Below are 22763 nucleotides of genomic sequence, written 5' to 3'. Positions count from 1 at the left end.
TCGAAAATCACGTCACTCGTCGCCGCCGGCGTCGTCGTCGCTCATCTTGCCGCCGCCTTCCTCGTCCCCGGCGTCGCCGAAGAGGCCGCCGCGCTGCTGCGAGCGGTGGGAGTGGCGTTCGACGTCCTTCTGGGCCTCGGCGGAGTAGCGGGTGAACGGCACGGCCAGCAGGCGCTCCTTGGCGATGGGCTTCTGCGTGGCTTCGCAGATGCCGTAGGTGCCGTCGTGGATGCGCTTGATGGCGGCCTCGATCTCGGAGAGGGCCTCCTGTTCGCTCGAGACGAGCGAGAGGGCGAAGTCGCGGTCGAAGGTGTCGGTGCCGGCGTCAGCCATGTGCTGGCCGTAGCCGGAGAGGTCGCCGGAATCGTCCTTGGAGGACTTCATCAGGGTGTCCTCGGTGTGCTCGCCGAGCTTCTCCATCACGTGGGAGCGCAGCTCGGTGAGCATCTTGTAGTAGCGGCGGAATTTCTCCGGGACCTCGTCCTCGTGGACGATGACCGTCTTGTGGGCCTTCTTGCCCGGGGCGAAGCCGAGGATGTCGGCCAGCGAGGCGGGCTTCACGTGGTTCGGCTTGTGCGGCTTTTCGGTCTTGGCGTGGGCGTCGGACGCCTTGCCGCTGGCCGACTTGGTGGCCTTGGCGGCCTTCTCCGTGGGGGCGACGGTGGATTCGTTCTTCTTCGCGATCTCGCGCACTTCGTCGAGGGAGAAGGAGATGGATTTCGCCGGGCCCGCGGATTTGCGCTCGAGGATCATGCGCTTCAGATCGGCCGCGGTCATGGCGCCTTTAGCCTTCGGCGCGTCCGATTTCGTCGGCTCGTGCTTCGCCGCGGTCGGCTTGGCCTCAACGGGCTTGGCGGCGACCTTGGTGGGCGCGGGCTCTTTCTTGGCCGGGAGAGTCTTCGCCGGCTTGGCGGATTTCGTGGGAGCGGCTTTCTTCACAGGCTTTTTGGCGGGGTGCTTCTTGGCCATGGGGAGTTTCGGGGGTCAGGAATTAAGGGCGTCGGCGCAGCGAGGGCAAACCTCTCCGTGCGACGTCGCGGTCAGAGTGGGCACCCAGCGCCAGCAGCGGGGGCAGCGGCTGTGACCGGCCTCGCGGGCGTTGAGCGACTTGATTTCGAGCGCCGCGCCGGCCTTGGGTTCCAGCGTGACGGAGGAAACGATGAAGAACTCGGGCAGGAAATCGCGGTGTTTCGCGAGTGCAACCATCTCCGCGCCGTCCGGGGCGCCGGCGAAGGCGAGGGTGGCGTCGAGCGACTTGCCGATCTGGCCCGCCTGGCGGAGCGGCTCAAGGGCCTCGGTGACCTTGGCGCGGAGCTTGAGCAGGGTGGCGAAGTCGGCATCGAGCGCGGCGTCGGTCCACTCGGCGGGCGCGGTCGGCCAGTCCTGGAGGTGGATGGAGTCGTCGCTGTATTCCTTGCCGGTCGTCGCGTAGCTCCAGGCCTCGTCGGCGGTGAAGGTGAGGACGGGCGCGAGGATCTTCACCAGGGTGGTGAAGATGGCGTGGATCGCGGTCTGCGACGAGCGGCGGAGCGGGTGCTTGGCGCCGAGCGTGTAGAGGCGGTCCTTCAGGATGTCGTGGTAGGTCGCCGACAGCGTGACCGAGCAGAACTGGTTGCAGAGCTGGTAGACGCGGTGGAACTCGAAGGCGTCGTAGGCCGCCGTGCACTCGGCCAGGAGCTTCGCGGTCTGGTGCAGCGCCCAGCGGTCGAGCGCGTCGAGCTGCGCGTGCGGCACGGCGTGCTGCGCGGCGTCGAAGTCGAAGAGGTTCGAGAGCTGGAAGCGGAAGGTGTTGCGGAAAAGGCGATACGCCTCGCCGACGTGCTTGAGGATTTCCTCGTCGACCGGGATGTCGTCGCGGAAATCCTGCGAGGCGATCCAGAGGCGGATGACGTCCGCGCCGTGGTCCTTGATGTAGGCCTCGGCGGTCTGCGGCTTCTGGTAGGTCGAGCTCTTGGAGATCTTCTGGCGGTTCTTGTCGACGATGAAGCCGTGCGTGAGGACGGCCTTGTAGGGCGCGGCGCCGAACGCGATGACGCTGTTCCAGAGCGAGGACTGGAACCAGCCGCGGTGCTGGTCGCTGCCCTCGAGGTAGAGGTCGGCCGGCCAGTGCGTGCCGCCCTGGCCGCGCTTGAGCACGGCGGCCTGGGTGGAGCCGGAGTCGATCCAGACGTCGAGCGTGTCGCGGCCGCAGGTCAGCTCGCCCGGCGCGGGCCAGCCGGCCGGGAGCGTCACGCCGGCGAGGATCTCGGCGGCGGAGGCGTCATACCAGAAATTCGTGCCGCGGGTCTGGATCTTGTCGGCGACGGCGCGCGCGACGCCGGCGTCGAGGTAGGCGTTTTTCTTCGCGTCGTAGAAGGCCGGGATCGGCACGCCCCACGAGCGCTGGCGGCTGATGCACCAGTCGGGGCGCGACTCGACGGCGCCGCGGATGCGGGCCTCGCCCCAGGCGGGAATCCAGCCTTGGTGCTCCGCGATCTGGGCGATCTCGCCGAGGGCGATCTGGCGGTGGCCGGCCTTGTCGAGCGAGACGAACCACTGGTCGACGGCGCGGAAGACGATCGGGGTCTTCGAACGCCAGCAATGCGGGTATTGGTGCTCGTAGCGCTGCTTGGCGAGGAGGGCGCCGGCGGCATCGAGCTTCTTCAGCACGGCGATGTTGGCCGGGGAAGTCTTCTTGGCGGCGAGGTCCTCGACGCTCTCGAGCGTGGTGAGGCCGACGAGGTCGGCGGGCACCTTGCCGTCGTCGACGTAGCGACCGTCGTCGCCGACGGGGCAGTAGATTTCGAGGCCGTATTTGACGCCGGTCTGGTAGTCCTCGGCGCCGTGGCCGGGCGCGGTGTGCACGCAGCCGGTGCCGCTGTCGGTCGTGACGTAGTCGGCGAGCACGATGGGCGAGGGGCGGTCGATGAACGGATGGCGCGGCGCGAGGTGCTCGAGCGTGGCACCCTTGACGGTCTTCACGACCGCGGGCTGGGTGGCGAGCTTCGCGGCGGTGGCGACGGAGCCGAGCAGGGCTTCCGCGACGACGATGCGCTCGGCGCCGAGGTCGGCGACGACGTAGTCGACCTCCGGATGCACCGCGATCGCGAGATTGGCGGGAATCGTCCAGGGCGTGGTCGTCCAGATGACGACGTAGAGCGGCTTGTCGGTCGGGAGGCCGAACTTGGCGGCCTGCTCCGTCGGCACGGCGAACTTCACCCAGATCGAGGGCGAGACGTGGTCCTTGTATTCGATCTCGGCCTCGGCGAGCGCGGTCTCGAAGGGGATCGACCAGTAAACGGGTTTCTTCGAGCGGTAGACGAGGCCCTGCGCCACGAACGCGGCGAACGTTCGCAGGATGTCCGCCTCGAACGCGGGCGCCTTGGTCTTGTATTCGTGGGCCCAGTCGGCGAGCACGCCGACGCGCTTGAACTGCGCGGTCTGCTTCGCGATCCAGCTTTCGGAAAACGCGTCGCACTTCGCGCGCAGCTCGGCGGTGGTGAGGTTGAGCTTCTGCTCCTGGATCTCGCGGCTGACCTTCTGCTCGATCGGCAGGCCGTGGCAGTCCCAGCCGGGCACGTAGGGCGTCGCGTAGCCGCGCATGGACTTGTAGCGGTTGACGAAATCCTTGAGCGACTTGTTCAGCGCGGTGCCGATGTGGACGTCGCCGTTGGTGAACGGCGGGCCGTCGTGCAGCACGTATTTCTTCCCGGAGCCGGCGCGCTTGGCCTGAATGCGGGCGTAGAGGCCGAGCTGGTCCCAGTGCTTAATTCGCTCCGGCTCGCGGGACACGAGATTTGCCCGCATGGGAAAATCCGTCTTCGGAAGCAGGAGCGTATCTTTAAGTTCTTGGGCCATTCTGGGAAAAGCGCCGGACGCTACTCCACGGAAAGGGGGAGTCAAGGGGGCAGAACGGCAGCAGACGCGGGGCGGAAAACGGTCCGAAAACGAAGCGGCCGGCTCGGGTGAGCCGGCCGGAAAAGGGAGGGCGGGAGGCGCCTCAGAACTTGAAGCTCAGGCCGCCGCGGAGGCCGACGGCGTTGCCGAAGTCGATCTTGGCGGTGCGGCCGCCGACTTCCTGGTCGTAGCCGCCGAGGTTCTGCATGTTGACACCGGCGAAGAGGCCGGTGCGCTCGTTGGCGACCCAGTCGACGTTCACGTCGGCGTAGAAGCCGCCCAGGAACTTGTTCTGCACGCTGTCGATCGACTCGGTGATCGGCTCGACCACGTCCGGGATGTCGAGGGTCTCGACCACGCTGTAGCGGCTGCCGGCGTAGGCGCCGGCGAGGCCGATGCTGGCGCTGAGGCCGAAGCGTTCGCTGAGCTTGGTGCGCAGCGACGGACCGACGCGGACCAGCATGTAGGCGCCCTTGATCTTCCAGTTGCCTAGGATGGTGGCGCCGCCGGCGATGGAGGAGGTCGAGGACGAGATCGGCGTGTCGCCGATGGTCGTGGTGGTCTCGAGGCCGCTGGTCGCCGTGGTGCCGTCGGGGCGGGTGAGGTCGATGTAGCTGGGGCCGCCGAGGGTGGTGCCGGTGGGGGCGGGGCCGTTCAGCTGGTAGTAATCGGTGTGGACGGTGAGCGTCGAATGGATCGTGCCGCCGGTCTTGGCGTTCATGTTGTTCAGGGCCAGGCCGGCCGTGATGCTCCACTGGAAGCGTTTGCCCGCGGCGCCGATGTCACGGGAGAGCGTGAGTTCGAGGCCGCTGTTCATGCCTTCCTCCTTGCGGGCGGTCGCGCCCTCGGAGGCGGCGGAGTAGGTGCTCATGGCGACGCGATCGTTGGCGATCTGCGAGGGGCTGACGTAGGTCCAGTAGCGGGTGACGCCCTGCTGGTAGCTCAATTGGTCGGAGGTCTGCGTGTCCGTGACGGTGCCGCCGGAGTTGGCGCTGACGTAGGTCTGGTAGCGGCCGTTGCCGGGATAGACGCCGTAGGCGAGCGCCTGGCCGTCGGTCGGGGCGACGCTGGTGGGCAGCAGTTCGTCGGCGCGCTGGTAGTCCTGGCGCATCGAGCCGTTGTCGTAGTTGCGCGTGACGATTTCGATCGTCTCGCCGGTGGTCGAGCCGGGCTTGGCGACGGTGAGCTTCCCCTCGATCACGCGGGTGGGGAGGCTGCCGAGGTTGCCGAAGTTGGCCTTGATGCCGTTGCCGAGCACGCGATAGCCGAAGGTGAGCGTGTTCTTGGGGACATACCACTCGTCCGTGGGGAGCGTGAGGCTGAGGCTGGCCTCGTCGTCAGAGGAGGATTGCGCGAAGGCCGGGATGAAAAGCGAGGCCAGCAGGGCCACCGTGGAAACGGAACGAAGGTTCATCAGGGAAGGCAGAAAGCAGAGTGAGTTGGCTTGGAAAAGCCAATTCAAACCTTGTTCCCTACGCTTTTTCCCTGATTTCCGGTGGTTCGTCCCCGCCCAGTCCCAGTTGCCGGGCCTTCCGCTTCAGGTCCTCAGCCAGCTGTTCGAGCTCCGTCTCCTTTTCCTGCTGCTGCTGCATCTTGGCGAAGAGCGTGGCCTCGGACTGCTCCAGAAACTCCTCGCGCTCGCGCAGCGCCTCGCGCTGTTCCTTGATCGACGCTTCCTGGCGGTCGAGTTCTTCGCGAAGCTTCTTCAGCGCTTCGAGCTGCTCGTTGGACACGGCGGCGCCGGTCGCCGCCGGCTGCCGGCGGGCGGCCTCGATGACGCGTTCGCGGGCGGCGAGGAGCGCCTCGGCCTCGGCCAGCTCGCGCTCGCGCTCGGCGAGGCGGGATTGGGCCTCCGCGACGGCGAGGTCGCGCTCGGCGAGCTTGGCCTCGAGTCCGCGGATCGCCTTTTGCAGCTCCTCGGCCTGGCTGCCGCTCAGCGCCGGAGCGCTGCCGCCCCAGGGGCGCGGGACTGGGAAATGATCGCGTCGATCGACTTGCGGGCTTCGGCGGTGGCGGCGGTCGTGGCGGCGGCGGCCTCCTGCGCCCGCAGCAGCGGGCTGGCGCGGCGCGGCAGCACGAGCGGCCGGGCGCCGCCGGCGGGCTTCGGCGCGGGGACGCCGGGCGGCGGCGCGAAACTCGGCGGCTTCGGGAAGGGCGGCGGCGGGAACGACGGGCCCGGAGGGGCGGGTTCGCGGGGCGCGGTGACGGCTGGTTCTCCACGCCGCGAACTTAACGCCCAAACAGGCGCGAAAACAAGCCGCCCTTCTTCGCGGGCTCGACGGTCGAGTGGAGGCGGCGGGCGACGGCCTGGCGGAAGAAGCGGGCGGCGATCGCCTCGCGGGCGGGGTCGCCGATGACGACGAGTTCGCGTTCGAGCGCACCGCCGGCGTTGAGCTTGTCGACGAGGGCGGTCGTCGCGTCCTGGAACCACTCGAGCGTGGCGGTCATCGCGATCTGCACGCGCTGCTCGGCCCTGGCCTGAGCGTCCGCGGCGAGGGGGCGTGGCGGCGGCGCCGGCGAGCGGGGCGCCGTAGGCCCGGGCGAGGGCGAGTTGCTCGGGCCGCGTCACGCTGCCGGCGGCCAGGCCGAGCGCCTCCGGCAGGTGCAGGCCGCTGGCACCTTTGCGGAAGGGGAGGAACTGGCCGATGCCCTCCTCGTCGCCGTGCGAGAGCGCGTTGAGCAGGGCGCGGAAATCGCCGCCGATCACGACGCGGGTGGACATCTGCTGCGCGAGGTTGGCGAACTCGCCGATCGTCTTCACCCCCTCCGAGGCGCAGACGGTGCGGGTGCCTTCGGTGAGGTTCACGAGCGCGAGCGGGTAGGCCTCGGGGATGCCGAGACGGCCGAGGGTCTTCAGGACCGGGTTCTCCTTGGAGGCGCTTTCCTCGACCTGCGCGACCATGTCGCCGAACGGGTCGTCGAAGGCCAGGGTTTCCTTGAGAATCCCGATAAGGTGATCGGCGCGCTTCTCGCTGCCGGCGATCTCGGGGAGCAGGAGCAACTCGTCGTAGTTGAAATCGATGTATTTCGACGGCTTCTCCTCCTCGCCCTTCACCGGCCAGTCGGCGGTGTCGAGGTTCTGCGCCAGGCTGCTCAGCGAGGTGTCCGCCATGATGGAGTTGTGGAAGCGCTTCCGGATGTCGTCCCACTCTTTTGCGGTGAATTTGGCCATGGTGTGTGTTCCGTCAGAAATTCGGCGCGTGCTCGATCATCTCGGACGCCAGCTGCCGGTAGTCGTTGGCGACGCTGTCGGTCTCGGTGCCCTCGGTGCCGACGAGGCTGACGGGCAGGCCGAGCGTGACGGCGCGGCGCACGACCATGGCGTCGCGGATCTGGGTGTTGAAGATCTTCGCGCTGGGGGCGCAGCCGCGCTTCTGGGCCTTGAATTGATTCAGGCGAAGCTGCATGCGCATCTTCGGCACCTCGATGTCGACGTTGGTTTTGATCGAGTTGAACACGATGCCGTAGACCTGCGCCGCGGGTCCCATCGCGGTGGTGCGGAAGCTCGCGGAGCTCTGCTGGAAGCGCATGAGCTTCTCGACCAGCAGCGTGAAGCCGATGAGCGAGAGCGCGTCCGGATTCGAGGGGACGTAGATCTCGTTCGCGCAGAAGATGCCGTTCTGCGAGGCGCGGAGGATGTTGGGCGGGCAGTCGAAGAGGATGAAGTCGTAGTTGGCCTCCACCTCCGCGAGCTGCTCCTGGAAGATCGCGTAGCTCGGCCGCTTCGGATCGGCTTTGTATTCACCCTCGAGGTCGACGAGGTTGAAGGTCGTCGGCACAAGATCGAGACCGGGCAGCAGCTTCTCGCCCTCCTTGCCCTCGACGACATCCTTGAGGATGAGGTCCTTCACCCGCGCCGTGCCCGGGTCGAAGATCGAGTAGATCGCGCCGACGCCGTTGGCGTTGATCTTGTTCCAGCGCTCGAGCTTCAGCAGCCAGATGCTGGCGTTGGACTGCGTGTCGAAATCGAGGAGCAGCACGCGCTGCCCGCGCTGGGCGAGCGCCGCGGCGGTGTTGACGATGAGCGAGGTCTTGCCGACGCCGCCCTTGTAATTGATGAATGCGATTTTGCGTGGCATTTCAGGGGTGTCGCAACGCGCGGAGCATGGCGGCAGCGAGGCGCCCGGAGCGAGTTAAAAAACCTTTGAATCCGCGCCGCGCAGGGAACGCCGGCGCGGCGACTTTCGGTTTTTCTTTTGCGCCAACTTCCGCCCTGCTTCGCGCATGTCCGAGCTGTCGCTCCAGGAGCGTTATTCCCCCCAAAGCATCTGTTTCGGCTGCGGCCCCGCCAACCCGCAGGGCCTGCACATCCGCAGCCACGTCCGCGGCGACGAGGTCGTCGCGACCTGGACGCCGGCCAAGCACCACGAGGCGTTCCCCGGCGTGCTGAACGGCGGCATCATCGGCTCGCTGCTCGACTGCCACTGCAACTGGACCGCGGCGTGGCAGCTGATGCGGCAGGGCGGCCTCGAGAAACCGCCGTGCACCGTCACGGCGGACTACGCGATCAAGATGATGCGCCCCACGCCGACCGACGGTCCCGTCGAACTCGTCGCGCGCGTCGTCGAGGCGGCCGCCGATCGCGCCGTCATCGAGGGCGTGCTCATCGCCGCCGGCAAGCCGCGCGCGACCTGCCGCGGGACCTTCGTGGCGGTCCAGCCCGGCCACCCCGCCTACCATCGCTGGTGACGCCCGAACGGGCGGAGCGGGAGGCGGCGGGCGGTCAGGTTTCACCCGTTCGTAACCTGCGCGTCGCGGCGCCGCCACATTCCGCCGCCACAGTGCCGGCATGCCCGCCGCGCACATCCTCGCCGTCGACGACGAACCGGAACTGGTCGAACTGATCGCGTATCACCTGCGCAAGGCCGGCCACTCCGTCGCCACCGCGGCCAACGGCTGGGAGGCGCTCGCCGAGGTGCAGCGTCGGCGCCCCGACCTCATTCTCCTCGATCTCATGCTGCCGGACCTGGACGGCTTCGGCGTCTGCGAAATCCTCCGCCGCGACGCCGCGACCGCGACGATCCCGGTCATCATCATCTCCGCCTGGGCCTCGACCGACTCGCGCCACCTCGGCCTCGAGCTCGGTGCGCTCGACTATCTGACCAAGCCGTTCAGCCCGCACGAACTGGTGCAGCGCGTGAATCGCTTCACCGAAGTCCGCGCGGGCCGAGCGGCGAATTGAGGTCAGTCCCGGTCGGTGACGGTGAAGCCGATCGGCACGACCATGCGGAACGGCACGGCCTGGCCGTGACGCTTGCCCGGCTCGAAGCGCCACTTGAGCACGGCGCGCACGGCGGCATCCTCGAACTCGCGGTGCGTGGAACTCAGGGCGCGGGCCGTCACCACGCGGCCGGACGCGTCGACGTCGAACTCGATGGTGGCGTTGCCCTCGATGCCGCCCGCGCGGAGCGCGAACGGATATTCGGGTGAGACCTGGACCTTGGCCCGGGGTTGGGCGTCGAGGTCGCCGAGCCGGAAAATCGCCGGGCCGTCCGGACCGCCGAGGGCGCGCGGGCCGGTGGAGCCGTCGCCCCATTCCTGCGGGATCAGCTTCTCCGGCGTCGGCGCGCGCGTGGCCGGCGGCGCGAACGGCGTCGGCGCCAGCTCCGGCTTGAACGGCACCGAGTTGTCCTCGCTCACCGGGCGGACCGGGCCGGGTCGGTGCAGCGGCTTCACCGGCTCGTTCGTGAACTCCGGCTCCGGCCGCGGCGGCGTGATCAGCTCGACCGGCAGCGGGGGCAGCTTGAACGGGGGATCGGCGATGATCGCCCCGACGGAGGCGGGGATGGGTGGGCGGACACCAAACAGCAACACGACGTGGAACGTCGCTGCGACCAAGGCGGGAACGCCGAAGCGTTGGGTGAGGGTGGCGGTGTGCATGGCAGTCTCCACTGGCACGACGCGCCACCGCGCGGTTTCTTAGAGACGCGCGCAAACTTCGTTGCCAAAGCGCGCCGCGCGCGCGTCACATCGGCGGCGTGAAGCCCACCGACCTCGCGTTCAACCAGGCGCTCGGCCTCGTCGCCGCGCCCGCCGGCGCCGAGCACCTGCTCGAGCTGCCGTTCGCGCCGGTCGTGCAGAACCACGTGGGCACGGCGCACGCCGCCGCGCAGTTCGCCCTCGCCGAGGCCGCCAGCGCCGCCTGCCTGCAGCGCGACTTCCCGGAGCTCGACGGCCGGGTCTTCGCCGTCGTGCGCGGCGTGCAGCTCAAATACCGCCAGGCCGGCACCGGCGACCTGCTGGCCTACGCGTGGCCCGACGATCTCACCCGCGCCAACCTCGTCCGCGACCTGCAGACGAAGACGCGCACCGCCGCCACCGTGCTCGTCGAACTGAAGGACCGGGCGGGGCGCGTGACCTTCACCGGCAGCTTCGACTGGTTCATCGCCCGCGCCGGGACGGCGCCCTGATTTCCCATGCGTCCGCGTTTCCTGCTCCTGTTGCTCCTCGTGCCCGCGCTCGCCGCGGCGGCGGAGCTGCCCGCGTATTTCGGCGAGGCGCTCGCGCGCTTCACCTCCGACGCGCCGCGCGGCTGGGCCTACACGCTCACCACCACGCGCGGCGGGGAAACCTCGGTGGAGCGCTACGACCCGTCGCGTCCGCACGGCGGCGAATGGACGCTGCTCCAGCGCGACGGCCGCGCGCCGACGGCGGACGAGCTCGAGCGTTACCTGCGCTACAAGGCGAGCAGCACGCCGCCGACCGCGCGCGCGACGTTCGAAAAGGGCGACCTCGACCGCGGCACGTTCCAGCTGCTGCGGGAGGATGCGACGACGGCGGAGTTCCGCGGGCGTTTCCGCGCGGACCTGAAGGAGCCGCTGCTCGCGCACGTGGTGCTCGACCTGAAGTTCGCCAAGCAGCCGGCGGCGGTGGAGACGTTCACGCTCCGCCTGGCGGAGCCGTTTTCGCCGACGCTCGGCGTGAAGATGACCGAGCTCGAGGTCGCGATGGAGTTCTCGCCGCCCACGGCCGATCGGCCGTCGTTGCCGCGCGCGTCGCGGTCGCGTTTCCGCGGCCGGCTTTTCTTTTTCAAGACGATCGAGGAGGACCTGCGGATCGTCTACTCGGACTTCACCCGCGTCGTGCCGCAGCGCTAGGCGATTGCCGGCGACGCTTGGCGGCGGGCGCGTCCTGCCAGTTCCACCAGAGCAGCCGGTCCGGCCGGGGATTTTTCGTCTTCGCGAAGTAGACGGCGCAGCGGAAGGTGTAGAGCACGCACCGGTCCTGCTTGGCAGCGGTGAGGCGTTCGAGCCGGCGGTAGAGCGTCTCCGGGTCCTTGGTCTTCAGGTCCGCGACGTGGCGGATGCCGAGCGCATACAGGTCGAGCGCGAGGCTCGGGCCGATGCCGGGGATGGTGCGCAACTCGCGCAGCGATTCGCGGCGGGCGGCGAGGGGATCGGTTTTCATGCGGCGGATTCTAGCCGGTCCCCCTGACAACGGCCTGTCAGTGGCCCGGCGCCGGTTCGGTCGCGGCCGCGGCTTTCTTGGCGGCCTTCTCGGCCTGCACCTTCTGGACGTAGGCGCGGAACAGCGCCTTCCAGTCGCGGCCCTGCGCGTTCAGATACTGCTCGCACTTGGTCTTGTAGATTTCGAACACGGCCGAGATCTGCGGCATGTTCTTGTAGTCGACGGCTTCCTCGCGCGCCTGCTTGAGGTAACCCAGGATGACCTTCTCCTCCTCCGGCTTCAGGTCGGGCACGATGGCGTGGTAACCCTTCAGCGTGAACGCGACCTTGCCCACCGTGTAGCTGTCGAGCACGGCCTCGACCTGCGCCTCGGTGAGGTCGGCGCGCAGGCCGGCCATGAGCGCGGCGTGGACGGCCCGGGGCATCGCGCCGTCGGCGATCATCTCGCGGTCGAGCTTGCTCAGGGGCTTGCCGGTCGCCGGGTTCGTGCCTTCAGGAACGGTGGTGAACGGGTGGGCGTTGTGCCAGTCGCGCACGGCGGTGAGGTGCGTCGCGATCACCGTGCGCACGCGTTCGGCCTGGGCGGGGTCGGTGAGCCCGAGCTGGCCGACCCAGGTCGCGGCGCGCTTCGTGATCGCGGGATCGAACTTGGGCGGGAGGGCGGCGTCCGCGGCGCGCAGGAGGGAGAGGCTGCTCCAGACGAGGGCGAGCGCAGCGAGCTTGAGGCAGGACAGGAAACGCGAGGTGGGCATGAGGCGTGAGACGCGGCGCGCCGTCAGTCGATTTCATCCAGGCGGCTGCAAGCGGCGGTATGACTCGGACCGACGGCCTGCAGGGCGGGGCGCTGGCGCGGCACGACTCGGTCGCGTAGGGACAGCGCGGGTGGAAGGCACAGCCGGCGGGCGGGTGCATCGGCGACGGCGGATCGCCGGCGAGGATGATGCGGGCGCGGCCATCCTCCGGGCGCACGGTCGGGATCGCGCTGATCAGGGCGCGGGTGTAGGGATGCCGCGGCCGTTCGATGACGTCGGCGGCCGGCCCGAGCTCCACGATCTTGCCGAGATACATCACGGCCACGCGGTCGCTGATGTGTTTCACCACCGACAGGTCGTGGGCGATGAAGAGCAGCGAGAGGTTCATCCGCCGCACGAGCGCGGCAAGGAGGTTGAGGATCTGGGCCTGGATCGAGACGTCGAGCGCCGACACCGGCTCGTCGGCGATGATCAGCTGCGGCTCGAGGGCGAGCGCGCGCGCGATGGCGATGCGCTGGCGCTGGCCGCCGGAGAACTCGTGCGGGTATTTCCGCGCGAAGCGCGCCGCCAGGCCGACGATCTCCATCAGGTGCGCCACGCGCGCGGGGATCTCCGCCGGCGGACAGACCGCGTGCACGCGCAGCGGCTCGGCCAGCGTGTCGAAGACCGTCATCCGCGGGTTGAGCGAGGCGAACGGATCCTGGAAAACCATCTGCATGTCGCGGCGTGCGGCCTGCACCTCCGCGGCGCGGGCGGCGGTGAGGTTACGCCCGCCGAGGATCACGCTGCCGCCGGTCGTCGGCACCAGCTGCATGACGGTGCGCGCGAGCGTGGACTTGCCGCAGCCCGACTCGCCGACGAGGCCGACGACCTCGCCGCGTGCGACGGTGAGGGAGACGCCGTCGACAGCCTTCACCGTGCCGGTCTGCCGGCGCAGCAGGAAGCCGGACTCCACCGGGAAATGGGTCTGCACGTCGCGGAGCTCGAGCAGGGGTTCGCTCATGGCTGGATTTCCCCGCGTTGGACGCGCAGGCAGGCGGTCTCGTGTCCCGCCTGGATCGGCGCGAGCGCGACCGGTTCGCCGCGACAGGCGTCGGTGGCGGACTCGCAACGCGGCGCGAACGGACAGCCGGCGAGCGGTTTCGAGAGGTCGGGCGGCAGGCCGGGGATCGAGTAGAGCGCCCCGCCCTTGGGCTGCAGGGCGGGGATCGAGCGCTGTAGCGCCTGAGTGTAGGGGTGGCGCGGCGTCGTGAACAGCGTGCGAGTCGGGGCGCGCTCGACGATGCGGCCGGCATACATCACCTGCACGCGGTCGCAGAGGCCGGAGACGACGGCGAGGTCGTGGGTGATGAAGATCACCGCCATGCCGTGCTGGCGCTGGAGCTTCTTGATCAGCTCGAGAATCTGCGCCTGCACGGTCACGTCGAGGGCCGTGGTCGGCTCGTCGGCGATGAGCAGCTCGGGGTGGGTGATCAGCGCCATCGCGATCATCACGCGCTGGCGCATGCCGCCGGAGAACTCGTGCGGGTATTGCCGGAGGCGTCGGGCGGCGTCGTTGATGCCGACCTCCTCGAGCATGGCGCGCGCGCGGGCGAGGGCGTCGGCGCGGCTGATCGGCTCGTGGATGAGCAGGGGCTCGATGAGTTGCTCGTCGATCCGCAGGTAGGGATTCAGCGAGGTCATCGGGTCCTGGAAGATCATCGCGATGCGCTTGCCGCGGATGGCGCGCGCCGCGGCGGGCGGGCAGTGCAGCAGGTCGGTGCCGTCGAAGAGCGCGCGGCCGCTCGCGATCCGGCCCGGCGGCTGCGGCACCAGGCCCATGAGCGAGTAGCAGGTGACGGACTTGCCCGAGCCCGACTCGCCCACGATGCCGAGCGTCTCGCCGCGCTCGACGCTGAAGCTCACGCCATCCACCGCGCGGTAGACGCCGCTGCGGGTGTGGAAATGGGTGCGGAGGTCGGTGACTTCGAGCAGGGGCACGGGCGCGGGAGTCTAGGGCTAGGGGCTCTGAGCTGAGAGTTGCTGGCGGACGGAGGCAACGACCGTCTCCGGCTTCAAGTCGGCCAGCGCGCCGCCGCCGGTGGGCGGGCAACCGGGCGGCTGGAGGAGAACCTTCGGCGCGGCGAAGACCGGGCCGGTGCGCACGGGATTGGTCGGACCGAACAGGCCGACGACCGGCACGCCGAGGGCGTTGGCGAGGTGCATGCCGCCGGTGTCGTTGGCGACGAGGACGGCGCAGCCTTGCAGGCGGGTGGCGAACTCCACCAGGCCGGTCCGGCCCGCGAGATTCTCCACGCGGTCGCCGAAGCCCGCCGCGACGGCGTCGGTGATCGCGCGGTCGTTGGGCGTGCCGAAGAGCGCGAACGTCCGCTCGGGCAGCGCCGCGATCAAAGCGCGCCAGTGCTCGACCGGCCAGCGCTTCTCCGGCGTGTTTTCCGAGCCGCAGATCAGGCCGAGGGGCGGTCGGAAGCTGAGAGCGGAGAGCGGAGAGCGGAGAGCTCCAGCGGCGCGAGGTCGGCCGGTTGCTCCAGGCCGAAGCGGCGGAGAAAATCCGTCCAGAGCGCGAGCTGGTGGTTTTGCGCCTCGTCGTAACCGGCGGGCAGCTCGAAGCGATGCGTGAGCAGCGGACGCGGGTGGCCGCGCCGCACGAGGCCGAAGCGCTGGCGCGCGCCGGTGCACCACGCCTCGAGGTCGCCGCGTTGGGAATTCGTGAAGAGCAGGTAGCAGTCGGGGAACTCTTCGCGCGCGCGCCGGAACTCCGCGAAGTAGGCGAGGCCGCCGGCCTGCGGCAGCGCGCGGTAGCGGTCGGCGAGCGCCAGCTGCTCGAGCAGCGGCAGGTAGGCGGCCTTGGCGACGAAGGTGATCTCCATGTCCGGCCGGGCCGCGCGCAGCGCGCGGAGCAGCGGGAGCGCCATGACGACGTCGCCGAGCCAGTTGGGCAGTCGCACCCAGAGGCGCGTGCGGCGGGGCAGGGCGGCGAGGCCGCGCTGGCGCCGCTCGGCGGCGAGGAAATCGCGCTTCAATCCGAGCCGGAAGCGCGCGGCCGGCGCGTCCTGGTTCTTCCAGCGCTGGTGGCCCCAGAGCCACGAGGTGCACTGGTTCTCGTCGGCGCGGAGCTTGTCCTCGAGCCAGCGGTTGAGCGCGATGGTGACGCCCTCGGGCGTGCCGTCGTGCGCGACCGGCTCGACGTGCAGCTCGACGCGCCAGAAGCCGAGGTAGCGCGGGTAGATGACGTTCACCACCGCGTCGAACTTCGTCGCGAGCACGCCAGGCAGCTCGGTGGTCGAGCAGACGCGGTCGAAGAGCAGCGTGAGCGCGCCCTGGTCGCCGGCGTTCTGGTCGTGGAGGATCCCGATGCAGCCGCCGCGCCGGAGGATGCGCACCGCTTCCTGGAAGCCCTGCTTGCGCGAGAGCAGGCGCATGCCGAAGCGCTCGCGCGTCCGCCGGATGAACTCGTCCGCCGCCGGGTTGTCGATCGGCCGGAAGATGGAGGCGAACTCGGGGAACGTCCCGTCGACGAGCAGCGCGAGCGCGGTCTGCACTTCCCAGTGGGCGAAATGCGGCGAGCAGAACAGCGTGGCGCGCGGCGCGGCGGCGTGGGCCGCGAAGGCCGCGCGCAGCGAAGCGGTGCCGCGCACGATCTCGCGGATGCGCGCGGCGCTGAGATAGGGGCTGGCCAGCGAGTAGAACGCGGTCTCGACGAAGCGCCGGATGCACTCGCGCGCCGTCGCGCGCCGCCAGGCGGCCGAGCGTTCGGGGAAGGCGTGGTGCAGGTTCGCGTGCATGAGCCGGCGGCGGCTCGGGACGAGAAAGTAGAACGCCCCGGCGACGGCCTGCGTCAGCGCCCGGAGCGCGGCGAGCGGCAGGTGGGCCAACACCCAGCCGGCGACCTGGAGCGCCAGTTTAACCATGGCGGGCGGGGCGGGGGACGGACGCGCTAAATTGCCTCAAATTTTTCCTGCTCAAGGTGATTGAATTTGCCTTCGGCGAAGTCGGATGAAACCTAACTCGCTGGTGGTTGAAAGGAATTTCTCCACCGCCGTCCCATGCGCGAACTGCTCATCATCCAACCCGCCTCGCTCGCCGACATCGTGCACGGCCTGCAGGTCACGGCGTCGCTGAAGGCCCAGCAGCCGGATTGGCGCGTGTCGTGGATCGTGCGCGACGTGTTCGCGCCGCTCGTGCGCTCGAGCAGCGTGGTGGACCAGATCTTCGTCTTCCGGCGGCTCGGCGGCGTGCGCGGGTTCTTCCAGCTCATGCGCGAGGTGCGCGCGCGGCAGTTCGACGTCGTGATGGATTTCCAGGGCCTGCTGCGCTCCGGCCTGATGGTGAAATGGACGCACGCGAAGCGGAAGCTCGGCCGCGCCGACGCGCGCGAGGGCGCGACCTTCTTCTACGGCGAGAAAATCGCCGCGCCCACGCCCGGCCCGCATCACCCGCTCGAGACGCTGCTGCAGTTCCTCGTCGCCGTGGAGGCCAAGCCCGAGCTGCACGGTCCGCTGCACTTCCGCGATTTCGGCAAGCTCAACTTCTCCTTCATGGAGAAACGCAACGGCCGGCGCCCCGTGCTCATGTTCCCCGAGAGCCGCCGCGAGGACAAGCGCTGGCCGGAATTCGCCCAGCTCTCGTCGCTGCTCGTGCGCGAGGCGGGCCGCAAGGTCGTCTGGGCGGGCTCGCACTACCTGCCGTGCAAGGAGGCGTTCCCCGACGGCGCCTTCGTCAACCTCACCGGCAACACCAGCCTCGCCTCGCTCGCCGCCCTCATCACCCACGCCGACTGGGTGATCTCGAACGACACCGGCCCGCTCCAGCTCGCCGCCGCGCTCGGCGTGAAGACCCTCGGCATCTTCGGCCCGACCGACCCGCGCCTGTCCGGGCCGTATCCGCTGACGAGCCCGACGAATTTCTACATCCAGGCGCCGGTCGGCGACCTGCGCCTGCTCGCCGCCCGCGACGTCTTCGCGCGCCTCAAGCGTCGCCTGGAATCGGAAGACGACCACGCGCGCGCGCCGTTTCCGTCCGCCCGGACGCGCTGAGTGCAAACCGCCGCCCCGCGCCGCCTCTGTCTCGTGCGCCTCTCGGCGCTCGGCGATGTCGTGCTCGCCACCGCGCTGGTGCAAACGCTGCGGCGGAACTTCCCCGCCGCGCAGCTCACCTGGATCACGAGCGGCATGACGCGCGAGCTGCTCCTCGGCCTCGAGGGCGTGGAGTTCATCGCCGTGCCGCGCCCGATGAAGCTCGGCGATTACCTCGCGCTGCGCCGGACGCTGCGCGGGCGCGACTTCGACGTGCTGCTCGCGGCGCAGGCCAGCTTCCGCGCCAACCTCGTGCACGCCTGCGTGCCGGCGGCGCGCAAGATCGGTTTCGACGCCCGCCGCGGCCGCGACCTGCACGGCCTGTTCGTCGGCGAGCGCATCCCGTATCGCGACGAGCACCTCGCCGAAGGTTTCCTCGCCTTCGCTGGCGCGCTCGGCGTCGCGCCGGAAAATTACGTGCGCCGCCTCGCCCTGCCGCTGGGCACGACCGACGTCGCCGCCGCGCGCGCGCTGGCGGGCGAGGGAGATATTTCGTGGTCAACCCGGCCGCGAGCAAGCCGGAGCGCAACTGGCGCGCCGAGCGCTACGCGGCCGTCGCGGACCACGTCGCACGCGCGACCGGCTGGCGCATCGTCCTGACCGGCGGCGGAAGCCCGGCCGAGAAGGCTTTGACCGATGCGGTCGCCGCGCAGCTGGCCACGCCGGCGCTCAACCTCGCCGGCCGCACCTCCGTGCGCACGCTCGCCGCGGTGCTCGCCGGGGCCGAGGGCTTGCTCGCCCCCGACACCGGCCCGGTGCACCTCGCCGCCGCGGTCGGCACGCCGGTCGTCGGGCTCTACGCCGTGGCCCGCTCGGCGCTGACCGGCCCGTGGCCGGAGCCGCGCTACTGCGTCGACCGCTACGCGGAGGCCGCGCGGCAGTTCCTCGGCGCGAGCGAACCGGGCTGGCACCTGCGGGTGCACGACGCGCGGGCGATGGACTTGATCACGGTCGAGGAGGTTTGTGCGCAGGTGGATCGATTGGCGGCCGGGCGCGGCGCGCGGTAGCCCGGCCTCAGTGCGGACGGGTTGACACCCCCGCGCCCGGAGGTTGCGGGCCACCTTTTTCGGAGACAATGCTCCCCGCAGAGCTCCCAAAATCGCCTTGCTGGGGGAAGCCGTTCCCGGGTTAATCGGCCTTCCTATGCTCGATCCCAAAGTCCTCCGCGAAACGCCCGAAGTCGTCCGCGCCGCCATCGCCAAGAAGCACCTCGACGTCGATCTCGACGCGGTGCTGGCGCTCGATCACGCGTGGCGTTCGCAGCTCGGCGAGGTCGAGCAGCTCCGCGCCAAGCAGAAGGCGGCCAACAACGAGATGGCCGCGCTGAAGAAGGGCTCGCCGGAGTTCCTCGCGAAGGTGCAGGAGATGAAGGCCGTCTCCGCCGAGGTGAAGGCGCGCGAGGAAGGCCTCAAGACGGTGGAGGAAAAGTGGCGCGACGCGATGCTGACGCTCCCGAACATCCCGCACGCCTCCGTGCCCGAGGGCAAGACGCCCGAGCAGAACGTCGTCTTCGCCACCCACGGCGACGTGAACGCCGTCTCCCCGCACGCCCAGCCCCACTGGGAGATCAAGGGCTTCGAGAGCCTGCTCGACTTCGGCCGCGGCGCCAAGGTCACGGGCGCGGGTTTCCCGTTCTACGTCGGCGACGGCGCGAAGATCGTGCGTGCGCTGCTCCAGTTTTTCTTGGATGAGGACGTGAAGGCCGGCTACACCGAGGTCGCGCCGCCGATCTTCGTCAACGCCGCCAGCGCCACCGCCACCGGCCAGCTGCCGGACAAGGAGGGCCAGATGTATGAGACGACGCCCGACCGGCTCTTCGCCGTGCCGACCGCCGAGGTGCCGCTGACGAACTTCTTCCGCGACGAGATCGTCGACGAGACCGCGCTGCCGATCAAGCGCTGCGCCTACACGCCGTGCTTCCGCCGCGAGGCGGGCAGCTACGGCAAGGACGTCCGCGGCCTGAACCGCCTGCACCAGTTCGACAAGGTCGAGCTGCTCAAGTGGGTCCACCCGTCGCAGAGCTATGCCGAGCTCGACGCGCTGCGCGACGACGCCGAGCGCCTGCTCCGCAAGCTCGAGCTGCCTTACCGCGTGCTGCTGATGTGCGGCGGCGACCTCGGCTTCTCCCAGTCGAAGAAATACGACCTCGAGGTCTGGGCCGCCGGCCAGAAGCGCTGGCTCGAGGTGTCCAGCTGCTCGAACTTCGAGGCCTTCCAGGCGCGCCGCGCCCAGATCCGCTTCCGCAACCAGGAGACCGGCAAGCCCGAGCTCGTGCACACGCTCAACGGCTCCGGCCTCGCCGTGCCCCGCGTGCTCGCCGCGCTGCTGGAGAACAATCTCCAGCCGGACGGCCGTGTGAAGATCCCGGCGGCGCTCGTGCCGTATTTCGGCAAGGAGTTCCTCAGCTTCAAGTGAGCTGACCGCTTGCAGGAGCCCGATGGCATGCGACTCAACGTGCTCCGAATCGCCTGCAAGCCGACTCCTGCATGACGAAGCGACAACGCCGTCCGCGCCATCGTCGGCCTCCCGGCTGGCCCGCCGTCGCCACGGCCTTCGTCCGCCGCATCTCGCACGGCGCGCTGCATCCGGCCGCGATGCAGCACGCGCTGGCCGACTGGGAGCGCGAAAAACGCCGCCGCCCGCGCGCCGAGGCACCGCGCTGGGCGCTGGCCTTCTCCGGCGGCGCCGACTCGCTGGCGCTGCTGCTGATCTTCTGGGCGGAAGCCGAGGGACGCTGGGGCCGGGACTTCGTTGCGTTGCACTTCAACCACTGCCTGCGCGGCCGCGCCGCCGACGCCGACGAACGGTTCTGCCGCAAGGTTTGCGCTGCGCTCGGCGTGAAGTTCGTCAGCGCGCGCTGGACCGCCGCGCGCGCCGACGCCAGCGAGGCCGAGGCCCGCGCTGCGCGGCATGAGTTTTTCGCGCGCGAGATGAAGCGCCGGCGCCTCCGGCTGCTCTGGCTCGGCCACCAGCAGGACGACATTGCGGAAACGCTGCTCATGCGCCTTGCCCGCGGCAGCGGCACCGGCGGTCTCGCCGCCCCGCGCCCCGTGCAGCCGCAGGCCGATGGACGCGTGCACCTCCGGCCGCTCCTCACGCTCAAGAAGGCCGACCTCGTGGCCGCCCTGCGGGCCAGCGGCGCCCACTGGTGCGAGGACGCGACGAACGCCGGCGACGCTTACTTGCGCAACCGCGTCCGTCGCGCTGTCGTGCCGGCGTGGGCGCGGGCCGCCGGCCGCGACGTCCTCGCCGGTGCGGCGCTTGCCCGCGAACGCCTCGAGGAGGACGATGCCGCGCTCGAGGCCTGGCTCGATCAGCTGGCGCCGCTGCGCGGGCGCACGCTCGACCTGGCGCGCCTCACCGGCAAGCCGCGGGCGGTCTGGCGCCGGGCCTTGCATCGCTGGCTGCTGGCGGCGCGGCCGACGACCGATCTCTCCCGGCAGGGCTTCGAGCAGCTGCTCGCCGCGATCGAGCGCGGACGCGACACGCGTTTCAGCCTCGGGGCGAAGGCGTTCGCCGTCGTGCGCGCGGGAAAACTCTCTCTCAAGCGGACGTGAATTTGTTCCGATTTCGGGACGATTTTCCTCCGGGCCTTCGTTTGACTTATCCGAGGGGAACCTTCACGTTGACGCCCCAGTCCCAAAACCCGAATGCCCGACCACGACGACAACAAGAAACGCCGCCCGCTGAAGAACCTGCCGCCCGAGAGTTTTCAGCCGAAAGTCATGCTGATCTGGCTGGCCATCATCGCGGCCATCGTCGCTCTGTTCTATTTTAATCCCGCCAAGTCCGCCCAGCCGGCGAGCATCAAGATCCAGCAGGTGGTGGAGCTGGCTGAGCAGGGCAAGGTGCTCTCCGGCAGCATCCAACCCGATCCGTCGGGCGGCCGCGATTGGTATGGGGTCGCGGGCAAGCTCAAGGAGGCGAGCCTGCACACCGAGACGGGCGCGACGGACACGTTCGTTTCCACCGGCCGGCTCACCGACGGCAATTTCGAGCGCCTGCAGCGCGCGCAGGTCTTCGTGGAGAAGCCCGCGACGACCGCCATGACCCAGCTGGTCTACAATATCCTGCCGTTCGTCATCGTGATCGGCCTGCTCTACTTCCTGTTCGTGCGTCAGCTCCGCAACGCCGGCAAGGGCGCGCTCAGCTTCGGCAAGAGCCGCGCCAAGCTCCTCACCCGCGAGAAGGACCGCATCACCTTCGCCGACGTCGCCGGCTGCGACGAGGCCAAGGAGGAGGTCAGCGAGGTCGTCGAGTTCCTGAAGGATCCGAAGAAATTCCAGAAGATCGGCGGCCGCATCCCGAAGGGCATCCTCATGGTCGGTCCTCCGGGCACCGGCAAGACGCTGCTCGCGAAGGCGATCGCCGGCGAGGCCGACGTGCCGTTCTTCTCCATCAGCGGCTCCGACTTCGTGGAGATGTTCGTCGGCGTCGGCGCCAGCCGCGTGCGCGACATGTTCGAACAGGGCCGCAAGAACGCGCCCTGCCTCATCTTCATCGACGAAATCGACGCCGTCGGCCGGCAGCGCGGCGCGGGCCTCGGCGGCGGCAACGACGAGCGCGAGCAGACGCTCAACTCCTCCTCGTCGAGATGGACGGCTTCGACACCCAGGAAGGCATCATCATCATCGCCGCGACCAACCGCCCCGACGTCCTCGACAGCGCGCTGCTTCGCCCGGGCCGCTTCGACCGCCAGGTGACGATCGATCTCCCCGACATCATCGGTCGCGAGCAGATTCTCCGCGTCCATGCCCGCAAGATCGCCCTGGCCGACAACGTCGACCTCGCCGTGATCGCGCGCGGCACGCCCGGCCTGTCCGGCGCCGAGCTGGCGAACCTTCTCAACGAGGCCGCCCTCCTCGCCGCCCGCCGCAACAAGAAGAAAGTCGACATGACCGACGTCGACGAGGCGCGTGACAAGGTCCTCTGGGGCCTCTCCCGCCGCCGCGTGATGGACGACAAGGAAAAGCGCCTGATCGCCTGGCACGAGGCGGGTCACGCCGTGGTCCAGGCCGTCCTCGACGACGGCACGACGCCGGTGCACAAGGTCACGATCATCCCGCGCGGCCGCTCGCTCGGCAGCACGACGATGCTTCCCACCAAGGACATTCTCACCACCGCCAAGCAGAAGATGCTCGACGACATCGCCTGCTCGATGGGCGGGCGCATCGCCGAGCTCCTCGTCACCGGCGACCTCAGCAGCGGCGCCTACGGCGACATCAAATACGCCACGCGCATCGCGCGGGCGATGGTCTGCGACTACGGCATGAGCGAGCTCGGCCCCGTTGCCTTGGGCGAGAACCAGGACACCGTGTTCCTCGGACGCGACATCACCCGCTCGCAGCACGTGAGCGAGGACACCGCGCGCAAGATCGACACCGCGGTAACCGACATCCTCAACACGCAATATAAGCGCGCCGAGCAGATCATCACCGACCACCGCACGGCGCTCGACAAGATCGCCCACGCGCTGATCGAGCACGAAACGATCGAGGGCAAGCACGTGCTCGAGATCCTGCAGCACGGCGAGATCAAGTCGCCGATCGTCACGACGAAGCCGCCCCCGCGCGAGCCGGCGGCCAAGCCGTCCGATCGTCCTTCCTCGCCGGACGCGGCTGCGGCGGCGGCCCCCGCGCCGACGCCCGCCTGAG

Annotated in this window: 20 protein-coding genes and 3 pseudogenes; 10 read left to right on the top strand and 13 right to left on the bottom strand. The window is 69.5% G+C overall.

Annotated elements, in window-relative coordinates; all coding sequences use genetic code 11:
* Positions 1-12: 12 nt before the first annotated feature.
* From ACMYLB_RS14775 to ACMYLB_RS14750, 6 genes are all read right to left on the bottom strand, one after another.
* Positions 13-969 (bottom strand): TraR/DksA C4-type zinc finger protein, encoded by a 957-nt coding sequence (locus ACMYLB_RS14775; protein ID WP_415907736.1) that lies wholly within the window; start codon positions 967-969, stop codon positions 13-15.
* A 15-nt stretch (positions 970-984) separates the two neighbouring features.
* The gene (ileS, locus tag ACMYLB_RS14770) at positions 985-3837 is read right to left on the bottom strand and encodes an isoleucine--tRNA ligase (RefSeq protein WP_415907735.1); all 2853 of its coding nucleotides are present in this window, start codon (positions 3835-3837) and stop codon (positions 985-987) included.
* Positions 3838-3979: 142 nt separating this feature from the next.
* Positions 3980-5290 (bottom strand): hypothetical protein, encoded by a 1311-nt coding sequence (locus ACMYLB_RS14765; RefSeq protein WP_415907734.1) that lies wholly within the window; start codon positions 5288-5290, stop codon positions 3980-3982.
* Between the two features lie 58 nt (positions 5291-5348).
* Positions 5349-5609, bottom strand: a complete 261-nt coding sequence (locus tag ACMYLB_RS14760) for a hypothetical protein (protein WP_415907733.1) — start codon at positions 5607-5609, stop codon at positions 5349-5351.
* Positions 5610-5809: 200 nt separating this feature from the next.
* Complete coding sequence (locus ACMYLB_RS14755; protein ID WP_415907731.1) at positions 5810-7048, bottom strand: hypothetical protein; 1239 nt, start codon at positions 7046-7048, stop codon at positions 5810-5812.
* Positions 7049-7061: 13 nt separating this feature from the next.
* Complete coding sequence (locus ACMYLB_RS14750; RefSeq protein WP_415907730.1) at positions 7062-7955, bottom strand: ParA family protein; 894 nt, start codon at positions 7953-7955, stop codon at positions 7062-7064.
* A 145-nt stretch (positions 7956-8100) separates the two neighbouring features.
* On the opposite strand from ACMYLB_RS14750, the gene ACMYLB_RS14745 reads away from it, so the two are divergent.
* The gene (locus ACMYLB_RS14745; protein ID WP_415907729.1) at positions 8101-8565 is read left to right on the top strand and encodes a PaaI family thioesterase; all 465 of its coding nucleotides are present in this window, start codon (positions 8101-8103) and stop codon (positions 8563-8565) included.
* Between the two features lie 100 nt (positions 8566-8665).
* Positions 8666-9058, top strand: coding sequence for a response regulator (locus ACMYLB_RS14740; protein WP_415907728.1), 393 nt, complete (start codon positions 8666-8668; stop codon positions 9056-9058).
* Between the two features lie 2 nt (positions 9059-9060).
* On the opposite strand, the gene ACMYLB_RS14735 is transcribed toward ACMYLB_RS14740, so the two are convergent.
* Entirely contained in the window at positions 9061-9756 is a 696-nt protein-coding gene (locus ACMYLB_RS14735) for a TonB family protein (RefSeq protein ID WP_415907727.1), read from the bottom strand.
* 98 nt (positions 9757-9854) lie between these two features.
* Here ACMYLB_RS14735 and ACMYLB_RS14730 point away from each other — a divergent pair, with 98 nt between their 5' ends.
* Together ACMYLB_RS14730 and ACMYLB_RS14725 are read left to right on the top strand one after the other, a co-directional pair.
* On the top strand, positions 9855-10286 hold the full coding sequence (locus ACMYLB_RS14730; RefSeq protein WP_415907726.1) for a DUF4442 domain-containing protein: 432 nt from the start codon (positions 9855-9857) through the stop codon (positions 10284-10286).
* A 6-nt stretch (positions 10287-10292) separates the two neighbouring features.
* Positions 10293-10973 carry a hypothetical protein gene (locus ACMYLB_RS14725; RefSeq protein WP_415907725.1) on the top strand — a complete coding sequence of 227 codons (681 nt, stop codon included), beginning with the start codon at positions 10293-10295 and terminating at the stop codon, positions 10971-10973.
* On the opposite strand, the gene ACMYLB_RS14720 is transcribed toward ACMYLB_RS14725, so the two are convergent.
* The 6 genes and pseudogenes from ACMYLB_RS14720 to ACMYLB_RS14695 form a co-directional block, all read right to left on the bottom strand.
* A complete protein-coding gene (locus tag ACMYLB_RS14720; RefSeq protein ID WP_415907724.1) occupies positions 10948-11283 on the bottom strand; it encodes a helix-hairpin-helix domain-containing protein in 336 nt (111 codons plus the stop codon). The genes ACMYLB_RS14725 and ACMYLB_RS14720 overlap by 26 nt on opposite strands.
* A 37-nt stretch (positions 11284-11320) precedes the next feature.
* Positions 11321-11926: pseudogene (locus ACMYLB_RS14715) on the bottom strand (DUF3826 domain-containing protein); the annotation flags it as partial.
* A 247-nt stretch (positions 11927-12173) separates the two neighbouring features.
* Positions 12174-13037, bottom strand: a pseudogene (locus ACMYLB_RS14710) (ABC transporter ATP-binding protein); the annotation flags it as partial.
* Positions 13034-14014: an ABC transporter ATP-binding protein gene (locus ACMYLB_RS14705; protein WP_415907723.1), complete on the bottom strand. Its 981-nt coding sequence runs from the start codon at positions 14012-14014 to the stop codon at positions 13034-13036. The pseudogene ACMYLB_RS14710 and the gene ACMYLB_RS14705, both read right to left, overlap by 4 nt.
* 18 nt (positions 14015-14032) lie before the next feature.
* The gene (locus ACMYLB_RS14700; protein WP_415911094.1) at positions 14033-14482 is read right to left on the bottom strand and encodes a glycosyltransferase family 9 protein; all 450 of its coding nucleotides are present in this window, start codon (positions 14480-14482) and stop codon (positions 14033-14035) included.
* The gene (locus ACMYLB_RS14695; protein ID WP_415907722.1) at positions 14482-15945 is read right to left on the bottom strand and encodes a hypothetical protein; all 1464 of its coding nucleotides are present in this window, start codon (positions 15943-15945) and stop codon (positions 14482-14484) included. The genes ACMYLB_RS14700 and ACMYLB_RS14695 overlap by 1 nt, the downstream gene beginning before the upstream one ends.
* Positions 15946-16080: 135 nt before the next feature.
* Here ACMYLB_RS14695 and ACMYLB_RS14690 point away from each other — a divergent pair, with 135 nt between their 5' ends.
* The 6 genes and pseudogenes from ACMYLB_RS14690 (at position 16081) to ftsH (ending at position 22762) form a co-directional block, all read left to right on the top strand.
* Complete coding sequence (locus ACMYLB_RS14690; RefSeq protein ID WP_415907721.1) at positions 16081-17070, top strand: glycosyltransferase family 9 protein; 990 nt, start codon at positions 16081-16083, stop codon at positions 17068-17070.
* Complete coding sequence (locus tag ACMYLB_RS14685) at positions 17071-17709, top strand: glycosyltransferase family 9 protein (RefSeq protein ID WP_415907720.1); 639 nt, start codon at positions 17071-17073, stop codon at positions 17707-17709. It begins immediately after the preceding gene.
* Entirely contained in the window at positions 17604-18116 is a 513-nt protein-coding gene (locus tag ACMYLB_RS14680; RefSeq protein ID WP_415907719.1) for a glycosyltransferase family 9 protein, read from the top strand. Before ACMYLB_RS14685 ends, ACMYLB_RS14680 begins: the two co-directional genes overlap by 106 nt.
* Positions 18117-18252: 136 nt before the next feature.
* A complete protein-coding gene (gene serS / locus ACMYLB_RS14675; protein ID WP_415907718.1) occupies positions 18253-19524 on the top strand; it encodes a serine--tRNA ligase in 1272 nt (423 codons plus the stop codon).
* Positions 19525-19595: 71 nt separating this feature from the next.
* Complete coding sequence (gene tilS, locus ACMYLB_RS14670) at positions 19596-20666, top strand: tRNA lysidine(34) synthetase TilS (RefSeq protein WP_415907717.1); 1071 nt, start codon at positions 19596-19598, stop codon at positions 20664-20666.
* A gap of 93 nt (positions 20667-20759) precedes the next feature.
* Positions 20760-22762 (top strand): annotated as a pseudogene (gene ftsH / locus ACMYLB_RS14665) (ATP-dependent zinc metalloprotease FtsH).
* The last annotated feature ends 1 nt before the right edge of the window (position 22763 follow it).

It is taken from the genome of Oleiharenicola sp. Vm1, from assembly GCF_047777955.1.
Taxonomy (GTDB): Bacteria; Verrucomicrobiota; Verrucomicrobiia; order Opitutales; family Opitutaceae; genus Didemnitutus.
The sequence above is the reverse complement of the archived record's forward strand: the minus strand, read 5'-3'. Positions and strand labels throughout refer to the sequence as shown.

Bases quoted from the DNA above. Each gene is read 5' to 3' on its own strand.
- ACMYLB_RS14750 (WP_415907730.1), bottom strand. From the start codon at position 7,955: ATGCCACGCAAAATCGCATTCATCAATTACAAGGGCGGCGTCGGCAAG.
- ACMYLB_RS14720 (WP_415907724.1), bottom strand. From the start codon at position 11,283: ATGAAAACCGATCCCCTCGCCGCCCGCCGCGAATCGCTGCGCGAGTTG.
- ACMYLB_RS14690 (WP_415907721.1), top strand. From the start codon at position 16,081: ATGCGCGAACTGCTCATCATCCAACCCGCCTCGCTCGCCGACATCGTG.
- ileS (WP_415907735.1), bottom strand. From the start codon at position 3,837: ATGGCCCAAGAACTTAAAGATACGCTCCTGCTTCCGAAGACGGATTTT.
- tilS (WP_415907717.1), top strand. From the start codon at position 19,596: ATGACGAAGCGACAACGCCGTCCGCGCCATCGTCGGCCTCCCGGCTGG.
- ACMYLB_RS14765 (WP_415907734.1), bottom strand. From the start codon at position 5,290: ATGAACCTTCGTTCCGTTTCCACGGTGGCCCTGCTGGCCTCGCTTTTC.
- ACMYLB_RS14695 (WP_415907722.1), bottom strand. From the start codon at position 15,945: ATGGTTAAACTGGCGCTCCAGGTCGCCGGCTGGGTGTTGGCCCACCTG.
- ACMYLB_RS14755 (WP_415907731.1), bottom strand. From the start codon at position 7,048: ATGGCCAAATTCACCGCAAAAGAGTGGGACGACATCCGGAAGCGCTTC.
- serS (WP_415907718.1), top strand. From the start codon at position 18,253: ATGCTCGATCCCAAAGTCCTCCGCGAAACGCCCGAAGTCGTCCGCGCC.
- ACMYLB_RS14740 (WP_415907728.1), top strand. From the start codon at position 8,666: ATGCCCGCCGCGCACATCCTCGCCGTCGACGACGAACCGGAACTGGTC.
- ACMYLB_RS14735 (WP_415907727.1), bottom strand. From the start codon at position 9,756: ATGCACACCGCCACCCTCACCCAACGCTTCGGCGTTCCCGCCTTGGTC.
- ACMYLB_RS14775 (WP_415907736.1), bottom strand. From the start codon at position 969: ATGGCCAAGAAGCACCCCGCCAAAAAGCCTGTGAAGAAAGCCGCTCCC.
- ACMYLB_RS14725 (WP_415907725.1), top strand. From the start codon at position 10,293: ATGCGTCCGCGTTTCCTGCTCCTGTTGCTCCTCGTGCCCGCGCTCGCC.
- ACMYLB_RS14745 (WP_415907729.1), top strand. From the start codon at position 8,101: ATGTCCGAGCTGTCGCTCCAGGAGCGTTATTCCCCCCAAAGCATCTGT.